This is a genomic window from Kitasatospora sp. Xyl93 (assembly GCF_055383135.1).
In genome coordinates, this window is the sequence record NZ_AP029185.1 from 7,658,191 (window position 1) to 7,673,987 (window position 15,797).

The 15,797-nt window shown below is 74.9% G+C and carries 16 protein-coding genes; 9 read left to right on the plus strand and 7 right to left on the minus strand.

Features of this window, described 5'->3' with window-relative positions; genetic code table 11:
- Window positions 1–38: 38 nt before the first annotated feature.
- Complete coding sequence (locus ACZ5GH_RS33225; protein ID WP_464336139.1) at window positions 39–1,466, minus strand: class I adenylate-forming enzyme family protein; 1,428 nt, start codon at window positions 1,464–1,466, stop codon at window positions 39–41.
- Between the two features lie 180 nt (window positions 1,467–1,646).
- On the opposite strand from ACZ5GH_RS33225, the gene ACZ5GH_RS33230 reads away from it, so the two are divergent.
- The 4 genes from ACZ5GH_RS33230 (at window position 1,647) to ACZ5GH_RS33245 (ending at window position 5,878) form a co-directional block, all read left to right on the plus strand.
- The gene (locus ACZ5GH_RS33230) at window positions 1,647–2,747 is read left to right on the plus strand and encodes an alpha-hydroxy acid oxidase (protein WP_464336140.1); all 1,101 of its coding nucleotides are present in this window, start codon (window positions 1,647–1,649) and stop codon (window positions 2,745–2,747) included.
- Between the two features lie 109 nt (window positions 2,748–2,856).
- Window positions 2,857–3,633, plus strand: coding sequence for a class I SAM-dependent methyltransferase (locus ACZ5GH_RS33235; RefSeq protein ID WP_464336141.1), 777 nt, complete (start codon window positions 2,857–2,859; stop codon window positions 3,631–3,633).
- A gap of 26 nt (window positions 3,634–3,659) precedes the next feature.
- Window positions 3,660–4,595 carry an alpha/beta hydrolase gene (locus tag ACZ5GH_RS33240; protein WP_464336142.1) on the plus strand — a complete coding sequence of 312 codons (936 nt, stop codon included), beginning with the start codon at window positions 3,660–3,662 and terminating at the stop codon, window positions 4,593–4,595.
- Entirely contained in the window at window positions 4,592–5,878 is a 1,287-nt protein-coding gene (locus tag ACZ5GH_RS33245) for an aminotransferase-like domain-containing protein (protein ID WP_464336143.1), read from the plus strand. Before ACZ5GH_RS33240 ends, ACZ5GH_RS33245 begins: the two co-directional genes overlap by 4 nt.
- A gap of 102 nt (window positions 5,879–5,980) precedes the next feature.
- Here the strand turns inward: ACZ5GH_RS33245 and ACZ5GH_RS33250 are convergent, their stop codons facing one another.
- From ACZ5GH_RS33250 to ACZ5GH_RS33265, 4 genes are all read right to left on the minus strand, one after another.
- Window positions 5,981–6,745: an ABC transporter permease gene (locus tag ACZ5GH_RS33250; RefSeq protein ID WP_464336144.1), complete on the minus strand. Its 765-nt coding sequence runs from the start codon at window positions 6,743–6,745 to the stop codon at window positions 5,981–5,983.
- A gap of 43 nt (window positions 6,746–6,788) precedes the next feature.
- Window positions 6,789–7,763, minus strand: a complete 975-nt coding sequence (locus ACZ5GH_RS33255; RefSeq protein ID WP_387753382.1) for an ATP-binding cassette domain-containing protein — start codon at window positions 7,761–7,763, stop codon at window positions 6,789–6,791.
- Window positions 7,764–7,990: 227 nt separating this feature from the next.
- Entirely contained in the window at window positions 7,991–9,136 is a 1,146-nt protein-coding gene (locus tag ACZ5GH_RS33260; RefSeq protein WP_464336145.1) for a glycosyltransferase, read from the minus strand.
- Window positions 9,133–9,432 (minus strand): hypothetical protein, encoded by a 300-nt coding sequence (locus tag ACZ5GH_RS33265; RefSeq protein WP_464336146.1) that lies wholly within the window; start codon window positions 9,430–9,432, stop codon window positions 9,133–9,135. Before ACZ5GH_RS33265 ends, ACZ5GH_RS33260 begins: the two co-directional genes overlap by 4 nt.
- Before the next feature lie 142 nt (window positions 9,433–9,574).
- Here ACZ5GH_RS33265 and ACZ5GH_RS33270 point away from each other — a divergent pair, with 142 nt between their 5' ends.
- The 5 genes from ACZ5GH_RS33270 (at window position 9,575) to ACZ5GH_RS33290 (ending at window position 14,300) form a co-directional block, all read left to right on the plus strand.
- Window positions 9,575–10,507, plus strand: coding sequence for a 3-oxoacyl-[acyl-carrier-protein] synthase III C-terminal domain-containing protein (locus tag ACZ5GH_RS33270; RefSeq protein ID WP_387753375.1), 933 nt, complete (start codon window positions 9,575–9,577; stop codon window positions 10,505–10,507).
- A gap of 127 nt (window positions 10,508–10,634) precedes the next feature.
- Window positions 10,635–10,925, plus strand: a complete 291-nt coding sequence (locus ACZ5GH_RS33275; protein ID WP_387753373.1) for a phosphopantetheine-binding protein — start codon at window positions 10,635–10,637, stop codon at window positions 10,923–10,925.
- A gap of 4 nt (window positions 10,926–10,929) precedes the next feature.
- The gene (locus ACZ5GH_RS33280) at window positions 10,930–11,715 is read left to right on the plus strand and encodes a hypothetical protein (RefSeq protein ID WP_387753370.1); all 786 of its coding nucleotides are present in this window, start codon (window positions 10,930–10,932) and stop codon (window positions 11,713–11,715) included.
- On the plus strand, window positions 11,712–12,389 hold the full coding sequence (locus tag ACZ5GH_RS33285) for a 4'-phosphopantetheinyl transferase family protein (RefSeq protein ID WP_387753367.1): 678 nt from the start codon (window positions 11,712–11,714) through the stop codon (window positions 12,387–12,389). Before ACZ5GH_RS33280 ends, ACZ5GH_RS33285 begins: the two co-directional genes overlap by 4 nt.
- Before the next feature lie 111 nt (window positions 12,390–12,500).
- Window positions 12,501–14,300 carry a condensation domain-containing protein gene (locus ACZ5GH_RS33290; protein ID WP_464336147.1) on the plus strand — a complete coding sequence of 600 codons (1,800 nt, stop codon included), beginning with the start codon at window positions 12,501–12,503 and terminating at the stop codon, window positions 14,298–14,300.
- Window positions 14,301–14,329: 29 nt separating this feature from the next.
- Here the strand turns inward: ACZ5GH_RS33290 and ACZ5GH_RS33295 are convergent, their stop codons facing one another.
- Together ACZ5GH_RS33295 and ACZ5GH_RS33300 are read right to left on the minus strand one after the other, a co-directional pair.
- Complete coding sequence (locus ACZ5GH_RS33295) at window positions 14,330–15,046, minus strand: hypothetical protein (RefSeq protein ID WP_387753362.1); 717 nt, start codon at window positions 15,044–15,046, stop codon at window positions 14,330–14,332.
- Entirely contained in the window at window positions 15,043–15,696 is a 654-nt protein-coding gene (locus ACZ5GH_RS33300) for an RNA polymerase sigma factor (RefSeq protein WP_387753360.1), read from the minus strand. Before ACZ5GH_RS33300 ends, ACZ5GH_RS33295 begins: the two co-directional genes overlap by 4 nt.
- Window positions 15,697–15,797 lie beyond the last annotated feature (101 nt).

The window sequence follows — 15,797 nt, forward strand, 5'->3', positions numbered from 1 at the left end:
GGCCGGCGACGGCCGCGCACGGGTCAGTCGGGGGCGGGTCAGTCGGGGGCGGCGGCGGTCGCGCGCAGGGCGGCCGGGTCGCGCAGCAGTTTTCCGGTGGCGGTGCGGGGGAGCCGGTCCAGCCGGGCGAGCCGGCGCGGCCGCTTGTAGGCGGCCAGGCGGCGGGCCAGCCCCTCCTGGACGGAGGCGAGTTCGGCCTCCGGCTCGGTCGCCAGGTAGGCCTCGATCGCGCCGCCGTCGAAGACCACGACGGCCTCGCGGACCTCGGGCAGCGCGGTGAGCGTCTGCTCGACCTCGGTGAGGTCGACCTTCAGCCCGCCGATCGAGACCTGGGAGTCCAGTCGGCCGAGCACGGTGACCAGGCCGTCGGCGGCCAGCTCGGCCGCGTCCCGGGTGTGCAGCCAGCCGTCCGACCAGCGGGTCGGATCGTCCAGCCCGGGGTACGGGGAGGACGTCGCACCGATCTGCAACTCACCCTTCACCAGGCGCAGTTCCATGCCGTGAACGGGCCGCTTGGCCGGGTGGAGCGTACCGGAGAGGTCGGTGGCGATGACCCCGGTCTCGGTCATGCCGTACATGGTGCCGAGCGGGACGCCGTAGCGCTCGGTGAACAGCGCGGGCAGTCCCGGGCGGACGAGTTCGCCCGCCACGACCATCCGCCGCAGCCGGGGCAGCGGCGGGGGAGCGACCGCCCCCGCCAGCAGTTCGGCGTGGAACGGCACCCCGATCAGGGTGGTCGGCCGGTCGCTCGCGGCGACCTCGGCGAGGATGCCCGCCGCCGTCATCCGCTCCGGCACGGTGAGCGCGACCCGGGCGTACAGGCTGTTGAGCAGCCCGCCGACCAGGCCGAGCACATGCACCACCGAGGAGAGCAGGACGACCCGCTCGCCCTCGCCGGGGAACTCCACCAGCCGTCGGTAGCAGTCGAGTTCGCGCAGCAGGTCGGACGCGGTGCGGGCGATGACCTTGGCCGGACCGGTGGATCCGGAGCTGAGCTGGATCAACGCGTGCCCGGTGCGGGCCGGGCGCCCGTCCGCCAGCGGAACGGCCACCGGCTCGACTTCGGAGAAGCCGCGCAGGGCCGCCGCGGACCGATGGGCGGAGCCTACCAGCACCTGCGGGGCGAGCCGCGCCACCGCGGCGTCCACCTCGTGGTCGGTCAACCGGTGGTCGAGCAGGGCGACTTGGGCGCCCAGTCGCCAGCATGCCAGCAGCACCGCGACGAACGCCACCGAGGGCGGCAGCCGTAGCGCCGCCGTCCCGCCGGGGCCGAGCCCGGCGGCCGCCAGCCGGTCGGACTGCTCCGCGACCAGGGCGCGCAGGGCGTCCCGGTCGAGCGGTGCGCCGAGGCGCAGGCACTCCTCGCCGCCGGGGCCGGCCAGCAGCAGCCGGTCGACCCAGGAGTCCGGGGCGTCCGAGTGCGGCAGGAGGGCAGCCGGAAGTACGGAGGGGGAAAAGCCGGTCAACGCGGCTCCACACAAGTGAGGGGATTTGACATGAACGCCGTTAAAACAAACCCAACGGTCAATTCCGTGGCCAGACCATGGCACAGACGTTTGGTCAAATCAAGGTCTATACCAATGTGGTCGTTGCTCCTACGCTGCCCAACCAGGACCGGCCCGCGCGTGGCCGTCCTGGAACGAGGAATGCCCGTGGGAGCTCTCACGCTCGCCGGGATCGAGCGTGCGGCGCACGCCCGACTCCCCCCGGAAATCCGGGATTTCATCGAAGGCGGCAGCGGTGCGGAACGCACCCTGACGGCCAATCGGGAGATGTTCGGCCGCCATGCGCTGCGCCCGCGCACCCTGGTCGACGTCTCCGCCTGCGACCCCGCTCTGACCCTCCTCGGCGCGCCGCTGCGCCTGCCGCTCGGAATCGCCCCGATGGCCTACCACCGGCTGGTCGACCCGGAGGGCGAGACCGCCACCGCGCGCGCCGCCGGCCGGGCCGGAGCCCTGCTGGTCGCCGGGATGTTCGCCAGCCGGACGGTGGAGGAGATCGCCGCGGCGGCCACCGGCCCGCTCTGGCTCCAGCTGTACTGGCTGCGCGAACGTGCCGCCCTGGCCGCCCTGGTGGAACGTGCCGAGGCGGCCGGCTACCGGGCGCTGGTGCTGACCGTGGACGCTCCCAGGATCGGCCGACGGCTGCGCGACCTGCGCAACGGCTTCGCCGTCCCGCCCGACGTCCGCGCGGTCAACCTGGACCAGTCCCTGATGGCCGCCAGCCACCACGCCACCGGCGGAAGTTCGGGCATCGCCGAACACGCCCGCGAGCAGTTCGACCCCACCCTGACCTGGTCCGACCTGGCCTGGCTGCGCGAACGCACCCGGCTGCCGCTGGTCCTCAAGGGCGTCCTCACCGCCGAGGACGCCCGGCTGGCCGTCGAGCACGGTGTCGACGCCGTCCTGGTCTCCAACCACGGCGGCCGTCAACTCGACGGGTGCGTACCGGCCTTGGCAGCCCTGCCCGAGGTGGTCGAGGCCGTGCCCGCCGAGCTGCCGGTGCTGTTCGACGGCGGCGTGCGCAGCGGCACCGACCTCGCGATCGCCCTCGCCCTCGGCGCCCGCGCCGTGCTGGTCGGCCGCCCCGCCCTCTGGGGCCTGGCCGCCGACGGCGAGGCCGGGGTGCACCGGGTGCTCGACCTGCTGCGCGAGGAACTGGAGCACACCATGGCCCTGTTGGGCCGCCCCCGGCTCGCCGACCTGGACCGCACGGCCCTGGCGCCCTGGCCCTGCCCGGCCGGCTGACACCCGAACCCCCGAGCGGCCGACCGAATCCGGGCCCCGGCCCCCGCGGGCGCGGCCGTTGAACCGCGCCGTACCCGAACCGCGTTCTCCCATCAGGAGGGTCCGACACATGACCGAGCAGAGCGAGAGATTTCCGGGCTGGGACTGGGACGACCCCGACGGGCTGGCCCCCCGGCTGGACGCCTTCAGCGCGCGGGTCGCCACCTGCGACACGCTGCAGGCGTACCCCGGCGGTCTGCCGCGCGACCACATGGGCCTCCGGGAACTCGGCATCACCGGCATCGAGTTCGCCGCCTTCCGGACCGCCCACCCGGAGGGCCTCGGCACCGACCTCGCCACCCTGCGCAGCCCCGACACGGCGACCGAGCCCGGCACCCTCTACCGGGTCGACGGCGACCGCTGGTTCACCCGGCTCGACATCGCCGAACCGCTGCCCTTCGCCGACGACAGCGTCGACTGGGTGTACGCCGAGCACCTGATCGAGCACGTCACCATGCCCGTCGCCGTCAACTGGCTGCGCGAGGCCCGCCGGGTGCTGCGCCCCGGCGGCGTCCTGCGCCTGACCACCCCCGACCTCGCCCGCTACCTGGTCGGCTACGCCACCGACGACGGCTTCCTGGCCAGGCACCGGCGCCGGCTGACCACCCTCGGCTTCGGCCCGCCGATGCCCGCACGCCCGGCCTTCCTGGTCAACCAGATCTTCCGGTACTTCGGGCACCAGTGGATCTACGATGGGGACGAGCTGCGGCACGTCCTCACCCAGGCCGGCTTCGACCCCGACCGGATCCGCCAGTGCGCCTACCGGCAGGGCACCCGGCCGGACGTCGCCGACCTCGACACGGCCTTCCGCACCGACGAGACCATCTACGTCGAGGCGGACCGCTGACACCTCCGCACCGAACGGACCCGCCCATGCCCCTGCACCCCCAGGCCGAGGCGCTGCGCGCCCGGCGCGCCGGCAGCGGTACCCCACCGCTCTACACCCTGACCCTCGCCGAGGCCCGGGCCGCCGACCTCGCGGACATCCGCGCGGCGGCCGGCACGCCCGAACCGGTCGCCGCCGTCGAGGAGCACCGCATCCCCGGCCCCGGCGGCGAACTCGCCCTGCGGCTCTACCGCCCCGAGGCGTCCGGCCGCCGACTGCCCGCCCTGCTCTACCTGTTCGGCGGCGGCTGGACGCTCGGCTCGCCCGACACCAGCGACGCGATCTGCCGCCGGCTCACCAACGCCGTCGGCTGCGTCACCGCCTCCGTCGGCTACCGGCTCGCCCCCGAACACCCCTTCCCGGCGGCGCTGCACGACTGCCGCGCCGCGCTGCTGCACCTGGTCGAACGGGCCGAGGAGTTCGGCATCGACCCGGACCGGCTCGCGGTCGGCGGCGACAGCGCCGGCGGCAACCTCACCGCCGCGCTCACCCTCCTGCTGCGCGCCGAGGGCGGCCCCGCCCTGCGCCACCAGCTGCTGGTCTACCCCAACACCGACCACGGCGCCGACACCCCGTCGCTGCGCGCCCACGACGACCCGGCGCTGTTCAACCGCCGCTCGGTGGCCTGGTACTGGGGCCACTACCTGGCCGACCAGGGCGACGGTGCCAGCCCGTACGCCTCCCCGCTGCGCGCCGCCACCCTGGCCGGACTGCCGCCCGCGACCGTCCTGACCGCCGAGTACGACCCGCTGCGGGACGAGGGCGAGCAGTACGCCGAGGCGCTGCGCGCCGCCGGGGTCCCGGTGGAGCTGCGCCGCTACCCGGGCATGCCGCACGGCTTCTTCGCGATGACCGGCACCCTGGACGCGGCGGCCGAGGCCCAGGCCATCGCGGCCGACCGCCTCCGGAGGGCGCTGCGGTGAAGCTCTCCCTGGACGACCTGCACGCCTCCCTGGCCGATCCGCTGCTCGACGCGATGACCTTCCTCAACGAGGTCACCACCCGCTACCCGGACGCCGTCTCCTTCGCCCCCGGCCGCCCCTACGAGGGCTTCTTCGAGCCCGAGGACGTCGCGGGCCACCTGGAGACCTACCTCGCCCACCTGGCGGACCGCGGCCTCGGCCGGGACGCGGTGCGCACCGCGCTGTTCCAGTACGGCCCGACCAAGGGCGTCATCAACGAGCTGGTCGCCCGTTCGCTGGCCAACGACGAGGGCCTGACCGTCGATCCGGAGGCCCTGGTGGTCACGGTCGGCGCCCAGGAGGGCATGCTGCTGACGCTGCGCGCCCTGTGCGCCGGACCGGACGACGTCCTGCTGGTCAGCTCGCCCTGCTACGTCGGCGTGACCGGCGCCGCCCGGCTGCTCGACCTGACCGTCCGGCCCGTCCCCGAGGGCGGGGACGGCGGCCCCGACCCGGCGGCGGTCCGGGAGGCCGCCCGCGCGGTGCGGGCCGAGGGGCGCCGTCCGCGCGCCCTCTACGTCGTCCCGGACTTCGCCAACCCCTCCGGCGCCAGCATGCCGGTCGCGGCCCGCACCGCGCTGCTGGAGGCGGCGGCCGAGGAGGGCGTGCTCGTCATCGAGGACAACCCGTACGGCTTCTTCTCCCGGACCCCGGGGCCGCGGCCCACCCTCAAGGCGCTAGACCGCCGCCGCCAGGTCGTCTACCTGGGCTCGTTCGCCAAGACCTGCTTCCCCGGGGCCCGGGTCGGCTACCTGGTCGCCGACCAGGAGGTGGCCGGCCCCGACGGCCGGCGCGGCCTGCTCGCGGACGAGCTGGCCAGGCTGAAGAGCATGACGACGGTCAACACGCCCGCGCTAAGCCAGGCCGTCATCGGCGGCATGCTGCTGGCCCACGACTGCAACCTGCGGGCCGCCAACGCCCGTGCCACCGCCCACTACGCGGCCGGCATGGACACCCTGCTGCGGGAGCTGGACCGGCACTTCCCGGCCTCCGTGCGGCGCCGGCTGGGCATCTCCTGGACCCGGCCGGACGGCGGCTTCTTCGCCGTGCTGACGGTGCCGTTCCTCGCCGACGAGGCGGCCATGGAGCGCTGCGCCCGCGACTTCGGCGTGCTCTGGACGCCGATGGCGCCGTTCTACCCGGCGGGCGGCGGCGAGCGGCGGCTGCGGCTGTCGGTCAGCTCGCTGACCCAGGCGCAGATCATCGACGGTGTGGCGAAGCTGGCGGCCTTCATGGCCGCCTGAGCCCACGGGGACGGCCGAGGGGCCCGGCTCATCGCGAGCCGGGCCCCTCGACCGTGTGTCTGCGCAGCGTTCCCGCGCCGTGCTCCTGCGCCGTTCCGTCCGTCAGCGCACCCGGGTGGAGAACAGCCGGGCCGACCAGTACACCGCCAGGACGGTCATCACCGCGACCACCAGCAGCCCCTGCCAGACCGCGCTGTCCCCGGCGTGCCCGGAGAACAGCGCGCGCATGCCCTCCACGGCCCAGTAGAAGGGGTTCCACCTGGCGGCCTGCTGCAGCCACTCCGGTGCCAGGGTGAGCGGCAGCAGCACCCCGGAGAGCAGCGCGATCGGCTGCGCGATGGTGTTGACCACCGGCGACATCGCCGCGTCGGTCGGCACCATCAGCGCGATGCCGAAGGAGATCGCCGAGGTCATCAGCGCCAGCAGGCCCAGCAGCAGGTAGGCGAGCAGCAGGTTCAGCGGGCTCACCCGCAGCCCGAACGGCAGCGCGATCAGGGTGATCAGGACGGCCTGCACCAGCAGCGCCACCATCTCCCGCATCGCCCGTCCGAGCAGCAGTGCCAGCCGGCTCACCGGGGTCACCCGGGAGCGTTCGATGATGCCGGCCTTGAGCTCGCCGAGCAGGCTGAACCCGGTGAACAGCCCGCCGAAGATGCACAGCACCGCCAACAGCCCCGGCACGTACACCTGGTAGGCGTCGGCGTAGCTGCTCGCGCCCTCCGGGCCGAGCACCTTCTTGAGCAGCGGGGCGAACAGCAGCAGGTAGAACACCGGCTGGATGATGCCGACGGCGATCCAGATCGGGGTGCGGATCATGAGCAGCAGCTGGCGCTGGAAGACCAGCCAGGTGTCGCGGGCGAGCTTCACGGTCTCCCCAGGGAGGTGTGCGGGTCCGGGTGGTTCGGCGGGGTCAGGACTGCCGGAGCGAGCGGCCGGTGCGGGCCAGGAACACGTCGTCCAGGCTGGGCCGTTGGAGCTGCACGGTGCCGGGCGTCAGGCCCGCCGCGTCCAGGGCGCGCAGCAGCCGCGGGATCGCGGCGGCGCCGTCCTCCAGGTACAGCCGCAGCCCCTCGTCGCCGTTCTGCTCCAGCCGGTGCAGGTACGGCTGGGGGCGCAGCACCTCGGCCGCGCGCTCGAAGGCGGCCTCCCCGCCGTCCAGTCCGACCAGGACGACGTCGCCGGAGATCTCGCGCTTGAGCACCTCGGGGGTGCCCTCGGCCACCACCCGGCCGTGGTCGACGATGGCGACCCGGTCGCAGAGCGCGTCGGCCTCGTCCAGGTAGTGGGTGGTGACGACCACCGTCATGCCCTCGGTGCGCAGGCGGCGGATCTCCTCCCAGACGTACGCCCGGCTGGCCGGGTCCAGCCCGACCGTGGGCTCGTCCAGGAACAGCACCCGCGGCTGGTGGATCACCCCGAGCGCGATGTCCACCCGGCGGCGCTGGCCGCCGGAGTAGGTGGCGCACGGGCGGTCGCCGAACTCGGTGAGGTCGAAGGCCTTGAGCGCGTCCGCGGCCGCCTGGACGGCCTGGGCCTTGGCCGCGCCGTACATCCGGGCCTGGAGCACCAGTTCCTCGCGGCCGCTGACGTTGTCGGTGGTGCCGCCGCCCTGGGCGACGTAGCCGATCCGCCGCCGGACCCCGGCGGGGTCGGTGAACAGGTCGGCCCCGGCGATGACGGCCTGTCCGCCGTCCGGGCGGATCAGGGTGGCCAGCATGCGCAGGGTGGTGGTCTTCCCGGCGCCGTTGGGGCCGAGGAAGCCGTAGATCTCCCCGGCGGCGACCGACAGGTCGATGCCGCGGACGGCGTCGACGGTGGGGTCCTCGCCGCCGCGGCGGGAGGTCTTCTTGCGGTAGGACTTGCGCAGTCCCGTGGTCTCGATCAACCGGAACTCCCGTGCGGGGATGGGCTGCCACGGCACCTGGGAAGGCGGGGCTGGGCACCTGCGGAGGGCGGTGCTGCTGCGACACCCTAGGGTGAACCCCGCCCCGGAAACAATGGCCTAGACCAATGGACGTGGGCTCTGCCGGTCTGCTAAGGGGCGGGGCCGAAGGGGCGGGTCCGGGCCGGTCGGAGGCCGGTCCGAGGAGGGGGAAGGCCGTCCGGGCCCGCTCAGCCGAGTGCCTCCAGGCGGTCCGCCGCGGCCGCCGCGCCGCCCCCGGCCAGCAGCTCCCGCCCGACCTGAACCGCCCGCTCCCGGTGCCCCGTGGTGTCGAGTACGGCCCGCAGCGCGTCCGCCAGCCGTTCCGGCGTGACGCGCGCGAACGGCACCCGCGGCCCCGCGCCCGCCGCCGCCACCTGGCGGGCGACGACCGGCTGGTCGTGCCGGATCGGCGCGGTGACCAGCGGCAGGCCGTGCGCCAGTGCCTCGCCCACGGTGTTCATCCCGCCGTGGCAGAGCACCGCATCCAGCTCGCCGCGCGCCATCAGCTCCAGCACCGGCGCCCGGTCCACCGCCACGGCCCGCGAGGGGAGTTCGGGCAGCAGCTCGCGCGGCCCGGCGAACACCGGCTGCACGTCCTCGCCGTACAGCTCCAGCGCCCGCGCGGACCGGGCCAGGAAGTCCGCGCCCAGCCCGCCGGCCAGCGTGCCCATGGTGACCAGCACCCGCCGCCGGCCGGGCAGCAGCCGCTGCCACGGGAAGTCCGGATCGTGCGGTCGGGCCGGGATCACCGGGCCGACGAGCGCGTGCTCCGGCGGCGGGGCCGAGCCGGTCAGCGCCGGGCCGGTGGTCGCCAGCAGCAGGTGGGGGGAGAAGCGCGGGTCCAGGTACTCCGCGGCGGGCAGTGCGGCGCGCTCCCACAGCCCGCGCAGCAGCCCGGTCATCCACGCCTCGACCTGCGGCAACGCCCGGTAGGGGCGGCCCAGTTCCATCGCCCCGGGGGCGAAGGACGCCCACGGCAGCGCGTGCCGGTGGGCGACCAGTGCGCCCGCCGGGGTGTGCTGGTCGACCAGCAGCACGTCCGGCCGCCACTCCCGCACGATCGCGTCCAGCGGCTTCAGGGTGAAGCGGGTGTACGGGACGATGAAGCCCTCCCAGAGCGAGCGCAGCGCGGCCAGCCCGTGTCCGCCCTGGGCCCGGAACGCCCGGGTGCCGGTGCCGAGCACCTCGGCGCGCGGGCCGAGCAGCGGGCGCAGCACCGACTCGGTGCCGGTCCAGGCCACCTGGTGTCCGCGGGCGGTCAGTTCGGCCGCGATGCCCGCCGCCGGGTTGACGTGTCCGGTCAGGGGTGGCACCACCAGCAGGTACCTGGTCATCGGGTGTCCTCCTCGGGGAGCAGTCGCTGCACGTCGGCGACGGTCAGGGCCTCCAGGGCGGCCAGGTCCAGCCCGGCGCGCAGCGCGGCGAGGTCGGCCCGCGGGCCGAACCGCTCGCGCAGCCGCTCGGCCAGGTCGGCGAGTTCGTCCTCGTCCAGCAGCAGGTCGCCGTCCAGCCGGGCGTCCGGGGTGACGTGGCGCGCCCAGCCGGGCGGCGCACCGGCCACCTCGACCAGCAGGGCCACCAGCTCCTGGTTCAACGGGGCTCCGGGGTAGCGGGGTTCAGGGTTCGGCATGAGAGATCTCCCACCTGCTCGACGGCACGGGGGTGAACGCGGCCGCGCTGGAAGGCGGTTGACGGCTTCCGGGGGGCGGCGGCGACGGAGGAGGGCCCGAGATCACTTGTGCGACCCGGCGGGCGTCGGAATACTAGCCCGCGTGACCGCACTGGAGGCAGTGGCCGTTCACCTCCCCCCGCACGCCGTTCCGATCGAGGCTGTGGGCGAGCGCATCGGCCTGACCCCACGTCAACTCCGTCTCTTCCGCCGCTTCCACGGCCTGGACCAGCTGCGCCTGGACCCGGCCGGGACGCTGCCCGACCTGCTCGACGCCGCCCTGGACGACCTGCCGGAGCTGCGCGGACGCGAACACGACATCCGCTTCGTGATCCACGCCCGCAGCATGCCGGTGGCGGTGCCCCACCCGCTCAACCCGCTGCACGACCTGCTCGACACCCGTGGACTGGCACACGCCAACGCCTTCACGGTGACCCACCACGCCTGCGCGGTGGGCCTGCTGGCCATCGACCTGGCCGGCCGGCTGCTCGCGTCCGACCCCGACCCGGCGGCGCTCGCCCTGGTGCTGACCGGCGAGAAGACCTTCACCAGGGACGCCCAGGTGGTGCCCGAGACCGGTATCTTCGCCGAGGGCGCGGCCGCCTGCCTGGTCAGCGCCGGCGGCGAGCGCCACCGGATGCTCTCCTTCGTGGTGCGCCAGCGCCCGGAGTTCGACGGCCGGCTGGCCGAGGACCCGGACCTGCTCGCCCGCTACCAGCGCGAGTACCCGAACGTGATGGTGGAGACCATCGAGGCCGCCCTGGACCAGGCCGGTCTGGACCTCTCCGACCTGGCCGCGATCCTGCCGCACAACGTCAACCAGGCCTCCTGGCGGATGATCGCGCGCCGGATCGGCTACCCGGTCGAGAAAGTCGTGCTGGACAACGTGCGGTCGGTCGGGCACAGTTTCGCCTCGGACAGCCTCATCAATCTCCACACCGCCATCACACGGGGGCTGCTCCGCCGCGGCGACCACTACCTGATCGCCGCCGCCGGTGTCGGAGCGACCTTCTCCGCGATGGCGATGCGGTACTGACGGCCCGCCGGTCGCGTCGGCGGCCGCCGTCCGCACCGCGACGTCGGATCCCCGCACCACCTCTAGAGCCCCCGGGCGCCCGCAGGCCCCGGAGCACACATCCCACGTACGACGGGACGGGACACCCATGTCAGAAGCCGTGGTCCAGACCACTGACCCCGAACTGCGCGAGCGCGTCCTGCACGGCATCGGCGAGCTCCTGCCGCGCGTGCTCAAGCGCGAACTGCCCGAGATCCCGCAGGACGCCTGCCTGTTCGACGACCTCGGGCTCACCTCGGCCGGCACCATCGAGCTGATCCTGGAGCTGGAGGAGACGCTCGACATCCAGGTCGACGTCGAGCAGATCACCGAGGACGACCTGCGGTCGGTCACCAGGCTGGCCGACTACGTCGCCGGGCACGTCATCCCCGAGGACTGACCGGGTGGCCCCCGGCCCCACCGGCCTGCGGATCACCCGGGCGCTGGCCCGCCGCTCCGACGGCCGTTCGGAGACCTCGCTCGACCCGGACCTGCGGGTCTTCGTCTCCGACCTGGTCCGCCCCTACGGCCTGCCGCTGCGCGAGGACCTGCTGGGCGAGGGCGCCGGCCACTCCTACGAGGAACTGGCCGCCGGACCGCTGCGCGAGGCGCTCGCCGAGGACGAGCCGGCGGACCTGCTGGTCCTGGCCTTCGACACCCCGGACGTACGGCCCGGCGCGCCGTCCTCGCTGGCGCTCAGCCGGTCCGTACCGGGGAGCCCGCTCGCCTTCGCGGTCTGCGACCAGGGCGGCGCGGCGGCCTTCACCGCCCTGCGGCTGGCCGCCGGCCACCAGCGCACCGGCGGCTGCCGCCGGGCCGTGGTGGTGCTCGCCGAGCAGACCGCGCTGCACTACGAACCACCCGGGCCGGTGCCCTTGCCGCAACGGCACGCGGTGGTGGTGCTGGTCTGCGAGGAGGCCCCCGGCGACGGTCTGGTCGTCCGGCAGACCCGGGGCGCGACCTCCCCGGCGGAGACGGTCCGGGCCGAGGCGGAGGAGCTCGGGCCCGAGGCGGCGCTGCTGCTCGGCCCCGGCTTCGAGGCGGGGGAACCGGCGCCGGTCCAGCCGTTCACCGGACTCTGGGCGGAGCTGGCCGACCAGCTGCCGCGCTGGCGGGCGGACGGCCGGCCCGCGCTGCTGGCCGGGTACGACCGGCGGCTCGGCGTGCTCAGCACGCTGACCCTGCCGTGACGGCGGTCGACCTCTGGCTGATCGATACGCGTCAACCGGCCTCGGCGGCCGCCGGGTTGTGGCGGCTGCTGGCCCCTGACGAACGCGCCAGGGCGGTGCGGATGGACCCGGAAGCGCGCCACCGCTTCGCCGTGGTGCGCGGCGCCGTCCGGCAACTGGTCGCCGCCCGGCTCGGCGTGCACCCGGCCGAGCTGGTCTGGCGGTACGGGCCGCACGGCAAGCCCGAGCCGGCGGAGGGCCGGGGGCTGCGGGTCAACTGGTCGGCCTCGGAGGCGTTCGCGGCGCTGGCCCTCGCCGAGGGGCGGGCGGTCGGCGTCGACGTCGAGCGGCTCCACGATCCCCGGACGGCCGAACGGATGGCTGCCCGCTGGTTCCCGGCCGAGGAGGCGCGGTTCGTCGCCGAGCCCGTCGAACCGGCCGAGCGGGCGGCGCGGTTCACCGCGCTGTGGTGCCGCCGCGAGGCCTGCGTGAAGGCGTACGGCGGGCGGCTCGCGCAGTCGTTCGGCGTGCCCGTGTCCGGTCCGTCGCCGGTGCTGGTGGCCGATCCGGGCGGGCTCGGCACCGGCCCGGCCCGGCTCTGCGACGTCCCCGTCGCCGAGCCGTTCCGGGCTGCCGTCGCCGCCCTCGGGGATTCACCGATACATGTCAACTCCCTTGTGTGGAACGCCGGTTGAGTCGCAGCTCAGGCTTCCGCAGTTGGTCTGGACCAGTTCGCGAGGGCGCTGGTAGCGTCCCGATCACACCCCCGCCGAGCCCTCCCGGGCGAGCCGAAAGGCGCGTACGACGTGACACCGCACGACGCCACCCCATGCGACGCCACCGCTTCCGACGCCGCGGCGAGTGACGCCGCCGCGCACGAGCCGACGTCACTCGCCGCGCCTCCGGGCAGCCCGCGGCGGACCGCCCGGCGGGTCACCGTCCGGTTCGCCGCCGAGGGCGGCGGCTCCGGCCCGCTCACCCGCGGCCAGGACAACATGGTCCGCTGCATCCGGTCGAGCGCCCCCGAGCAGATCAACCGGGAGTCCGTCTGGCCGGTGCCCCACGGCACCTCGGTCCCCGCCGGACTGGCCGCCCTGCGCCTGCTGGTCGAGCGGCACGAGTCGCTGCGGACGACCTTCCCCGCCGGCCCGGGGGCGGACGGCTTCCCGGACCGCCAGGTGGTGCACCGGGACGGCCGGTTCACCGCGACCGTGGTCGAAGCCGGCGACCGCTCGGAAGACGAACTTGACGCCTTGGCCGAGGAGTTGGGCCGCGTCGACGTCGCCGTCCCGGTGGCCCTCGACACGCCGCCGCGAGCCCGGTTCACCCTGGTCGCCACCGGTGACCGGCTGCTGCGGCTGGTCGTCGTGGTCTGCCACGCGGGGGCCGACGGCGCCGCCACCGCGGTGCTGATCGAGGACTGGCACGCCCTCGCCGCCGGGAAGGAGCTGCCGCCGGTCACCGCGCCGACCCCGCTGGAGATCGCCGTCGCGGAGCAGAGCCCGCAGGGCCGCCGCAGGGCCGCCGCCGCGCTGCGGCACTGGGCCCGCATCCTGACCACCGGTCCGCAGACCGTCTTCGCCGACGCGCGGGTCACCGGGCCGCCCCGCGACCACGGTGCCCTGCTGGTCCGCTCGCGCACCGCCGCCGACCACCTCGCCGCGGTGTGCCGGCGCACCGGCGCCAGCCCCTCGGTCGTCCTGCTCGCGGCCTTCGCCGCGCTGGTCGCCCACCGCGCCGGCCGGCGCGGACTGGTGCTCTCGGCGCTCTCCGCCAACCGCCAGCGCGCCGCGCTGATCGACCACGTCGGGACCCTCGCGCAGGACGCGCTGATCCTCCTCGACACCGGCGCGGCCGACCTCGACCAGCTGATCGGCCGGGCGAAGTCCGCTTCGCTGAACGCCTATTGGCACAGCACCCTGGACGCCGAGAAGGTCTGGCAGCTGGTCGAGGACGCGGCCCACCTGCGCGGAGCCCGGTTCGGCCGCCAGGTGGTCGTCAACGACCTGAGCCTGACCGTCCCGGCCACCGTCGCCGACACCAGGCCGCTGCCGGCCGTCGACCCCGAACTCACCGTGCTGACCGCCCCGACGCTGCCGGTGCGGTTGATGTTCACCATCCTGCGGATCACCGGAAGCCTGGACTTCGTCCTGATCGCCTGCCCCCAGGTGCTCGACGCCGAGGAGGCCGAGATATTCGCCCGGGCGCTGCCGGCCCTGCTCGCCGCCGCGGCCGAAGGCGCGGTTCTCCTCGCCGACCTGCCCGCGGTGCTCGGCCCGCCGGGTGGCGGCCGGGACGGCGAGTGGCTGCTGATCGACGACTCCTGGATCGACCTCGCCGCCGTCCACGACCTCCTGCGCACCGCCCTCGGGGACCACCGACTGTCCGTGGCGGAAGGCAGGTTGGTGGCCGAGGTGACGGCGTCCGACCCCGCGTTCGGCCCCGCCGAAGCGCACCGCGCGGTGGTCGCCGCCCTGCCCGGCCGCGACACCGCGATGGCACCGCACCACTACGTCGTCCGGCACGTCACCCCGGCGGGGGAGCGGACCGACTCCGGGAGCGGACGGGACCCGGCCGTCGTCGCCGCGCTGTCCGCGCTCACCTGAAGGGATGATCACGGTAGCCTGCGGGGCCCTCACCCCCACGGGTCGTCGCGATCGTCCGCCGCTCCCCGGCGAAGGTCCTCCCAGGAGCAGGCGGAGGTCGCCCCCGAGTTGAGCCCCCACGGGCTCGGCACCTCCTCCTCGTCGCCGTCCTGCACGGGCAGCCGGTCGACCACCGCGACCAGCGCCGGCGGCAGCCGCGGGGCCAGCCCCCGGTGCACCCGGGACAGGATGTCCCGCCGTACGCCGGCCGGCAGCAGCGGACGGTCCATCCGCAAGGCCCTTGGCCCGGGCGGGCGTTCGGCCGTCGCCAGCTGGTCCGACCAGGCCCGCCAGTAGTCGGCGTCGTCGGTCTCGCCGAGCATCAGGTGATGCAGGTGCAGGCAGTACGCGGCCGTTCCGCTGCCCGAGCCGGCCGCGAAGCGCCACCAGAACTCGGCGCCCTCCTCCTTGCCCGTGGCGTACAGCAGCGCGCCGAACACCTCGGCCCCCTCCGGCTCGATCCGGCGCGCGTTCACCAGCAGGTCGAGTCCGCGCGAGGCGTCCGGCGCGCCCAGCACCAGGGCCACCACCAGGCCGAGTTCGAAGGCGGCCTGCTGGTGCTCCGAGGGCAGGTGGGCGGGCGCGGCGGTCAGCCGGGCCTGGCGTACGGCGGCGATCCGCTCGGCATGGGGTCGTTCCGGCCGCGGTACGCGGAACCCCGTGCGGCCGCCGTCGGCCGGGGCGCCGTCCTCCCGTCCCGCCGTCACAGATCGCCTCCGCCGTCCGGGAGTTCACCCACCCCGAGTCGGCGGGCCAGCCGGTCCCGGGCGTGCCGGAGGTTGGAGTGCACCGTCGCCACCGGCCGCCCCAGGTAGGCCGCGATCACCTTGACGTGCAGGCCGAGCAGGTACCGCAGGATCACCACGTCCCGCTGGCGGTCCGGCAGTTCGAGGATCGCCGCGTACAGCCGGACCTCGTCCGCCTCGCTGTGCAGCAGCCCGTTCGCCACCTGCTTGAACGCCCCGATCACCGCCGCGAAGGTGACCGCCTCCACCTCCACCGGCTCCTCGGCGGCCACCCAGTCCGAGACGTGCCGGTTGGCCAACCGCCAGGCGTACGCGGCCGGTTCCTCGAAGCGCAGCACCTGCGGCCAGCAGCGGGCCAGGTCGGACTTCACCGCTCCGACCACCAGCGCCGCGTCGGACCGGTTGCCTATCCTGGTCAACGCGAGGGCGTGCCAGGCGGGTTCATGGGTCTCGCAGAAGGCGGCGTAGGTGAGGTCCAGGCGGAGGCCGAACGCGGATCGGAGGCCGGACTCCGGGCCGGCCGGCCGCTCCGGCGCCGGCTCCACGCCGGTGCACGCCACGGCCGTCCCGCCCCGGTGCCCACGCGCCGGGGCACACCTGTCGATCGTCATCGGTCCTGCTTTCCGTGGCCGTCGGCTGCGCACCGGGCCACCCGAGGGTCGGGCTGTCCGCGCCCATCCTCATTCCATCAGGCCTGTCACTCCAGGCTGCA

What these genes read in the sequence shown, in the direction of transcription:
- ACZ5GH_RS33230 (WP_464336140.1), top strand. Translation starts at nt 1,647, where the DNA reads ATGCCCGTGGGAGCTCTCACGCTCGCCGGGATCGAGCGTGCGGCGCAC.
- ACZ5GH_RS33235 (WP_464336141.1), top strand. Translation starts at nt 2,857, where the DNA reads ATGACCGAGCAGAGCGAGAGATTTCCGGGCTGGGACTGGGACGACCCC.
- ACZ5GH_RS33240 (WP_464336142.1), top strand. Translation starts at nt 3,660, where the DNA reads ATGCCCCTGCACCCCCAGGCCGAGGCGCTGCGCGCCCGGCGCGCCGGC.
- ACZ5GH_RS33260 (WP_464336145.1), bottom strand. Translation starts at nt 9,136, where the DNA reads ATGACCAGGTACCTGCTGGTGGTGCCACCCCTGACCGGACACGTCAAC.
- ACZ5GH_RS33265 (WP_464336146.1), bottom strand. Translation starts at nt 9,432, where the DNA reads ATGCCGAACCCTGAACCCCGCTACCCCGGAGCCCCGTTGAACCAGGAG.
- ACZ5GH_RS33275 (WP_387753373.1), top strand. Translation starts at nt 10,635, where the DNA reads ATGTCAGAAGCCGTGGTCCAGACCACTGACCCCGAACTGCGCGAGCGC.
- ACZ5GH_RS33300 (WP_387753360.1), bottom strand. Translation starts at nt 15,696, where the DNA reads ATGACGATCGACAGGTGTGCCCCGGCGCGTGGGCACCGGGGCGGGACG.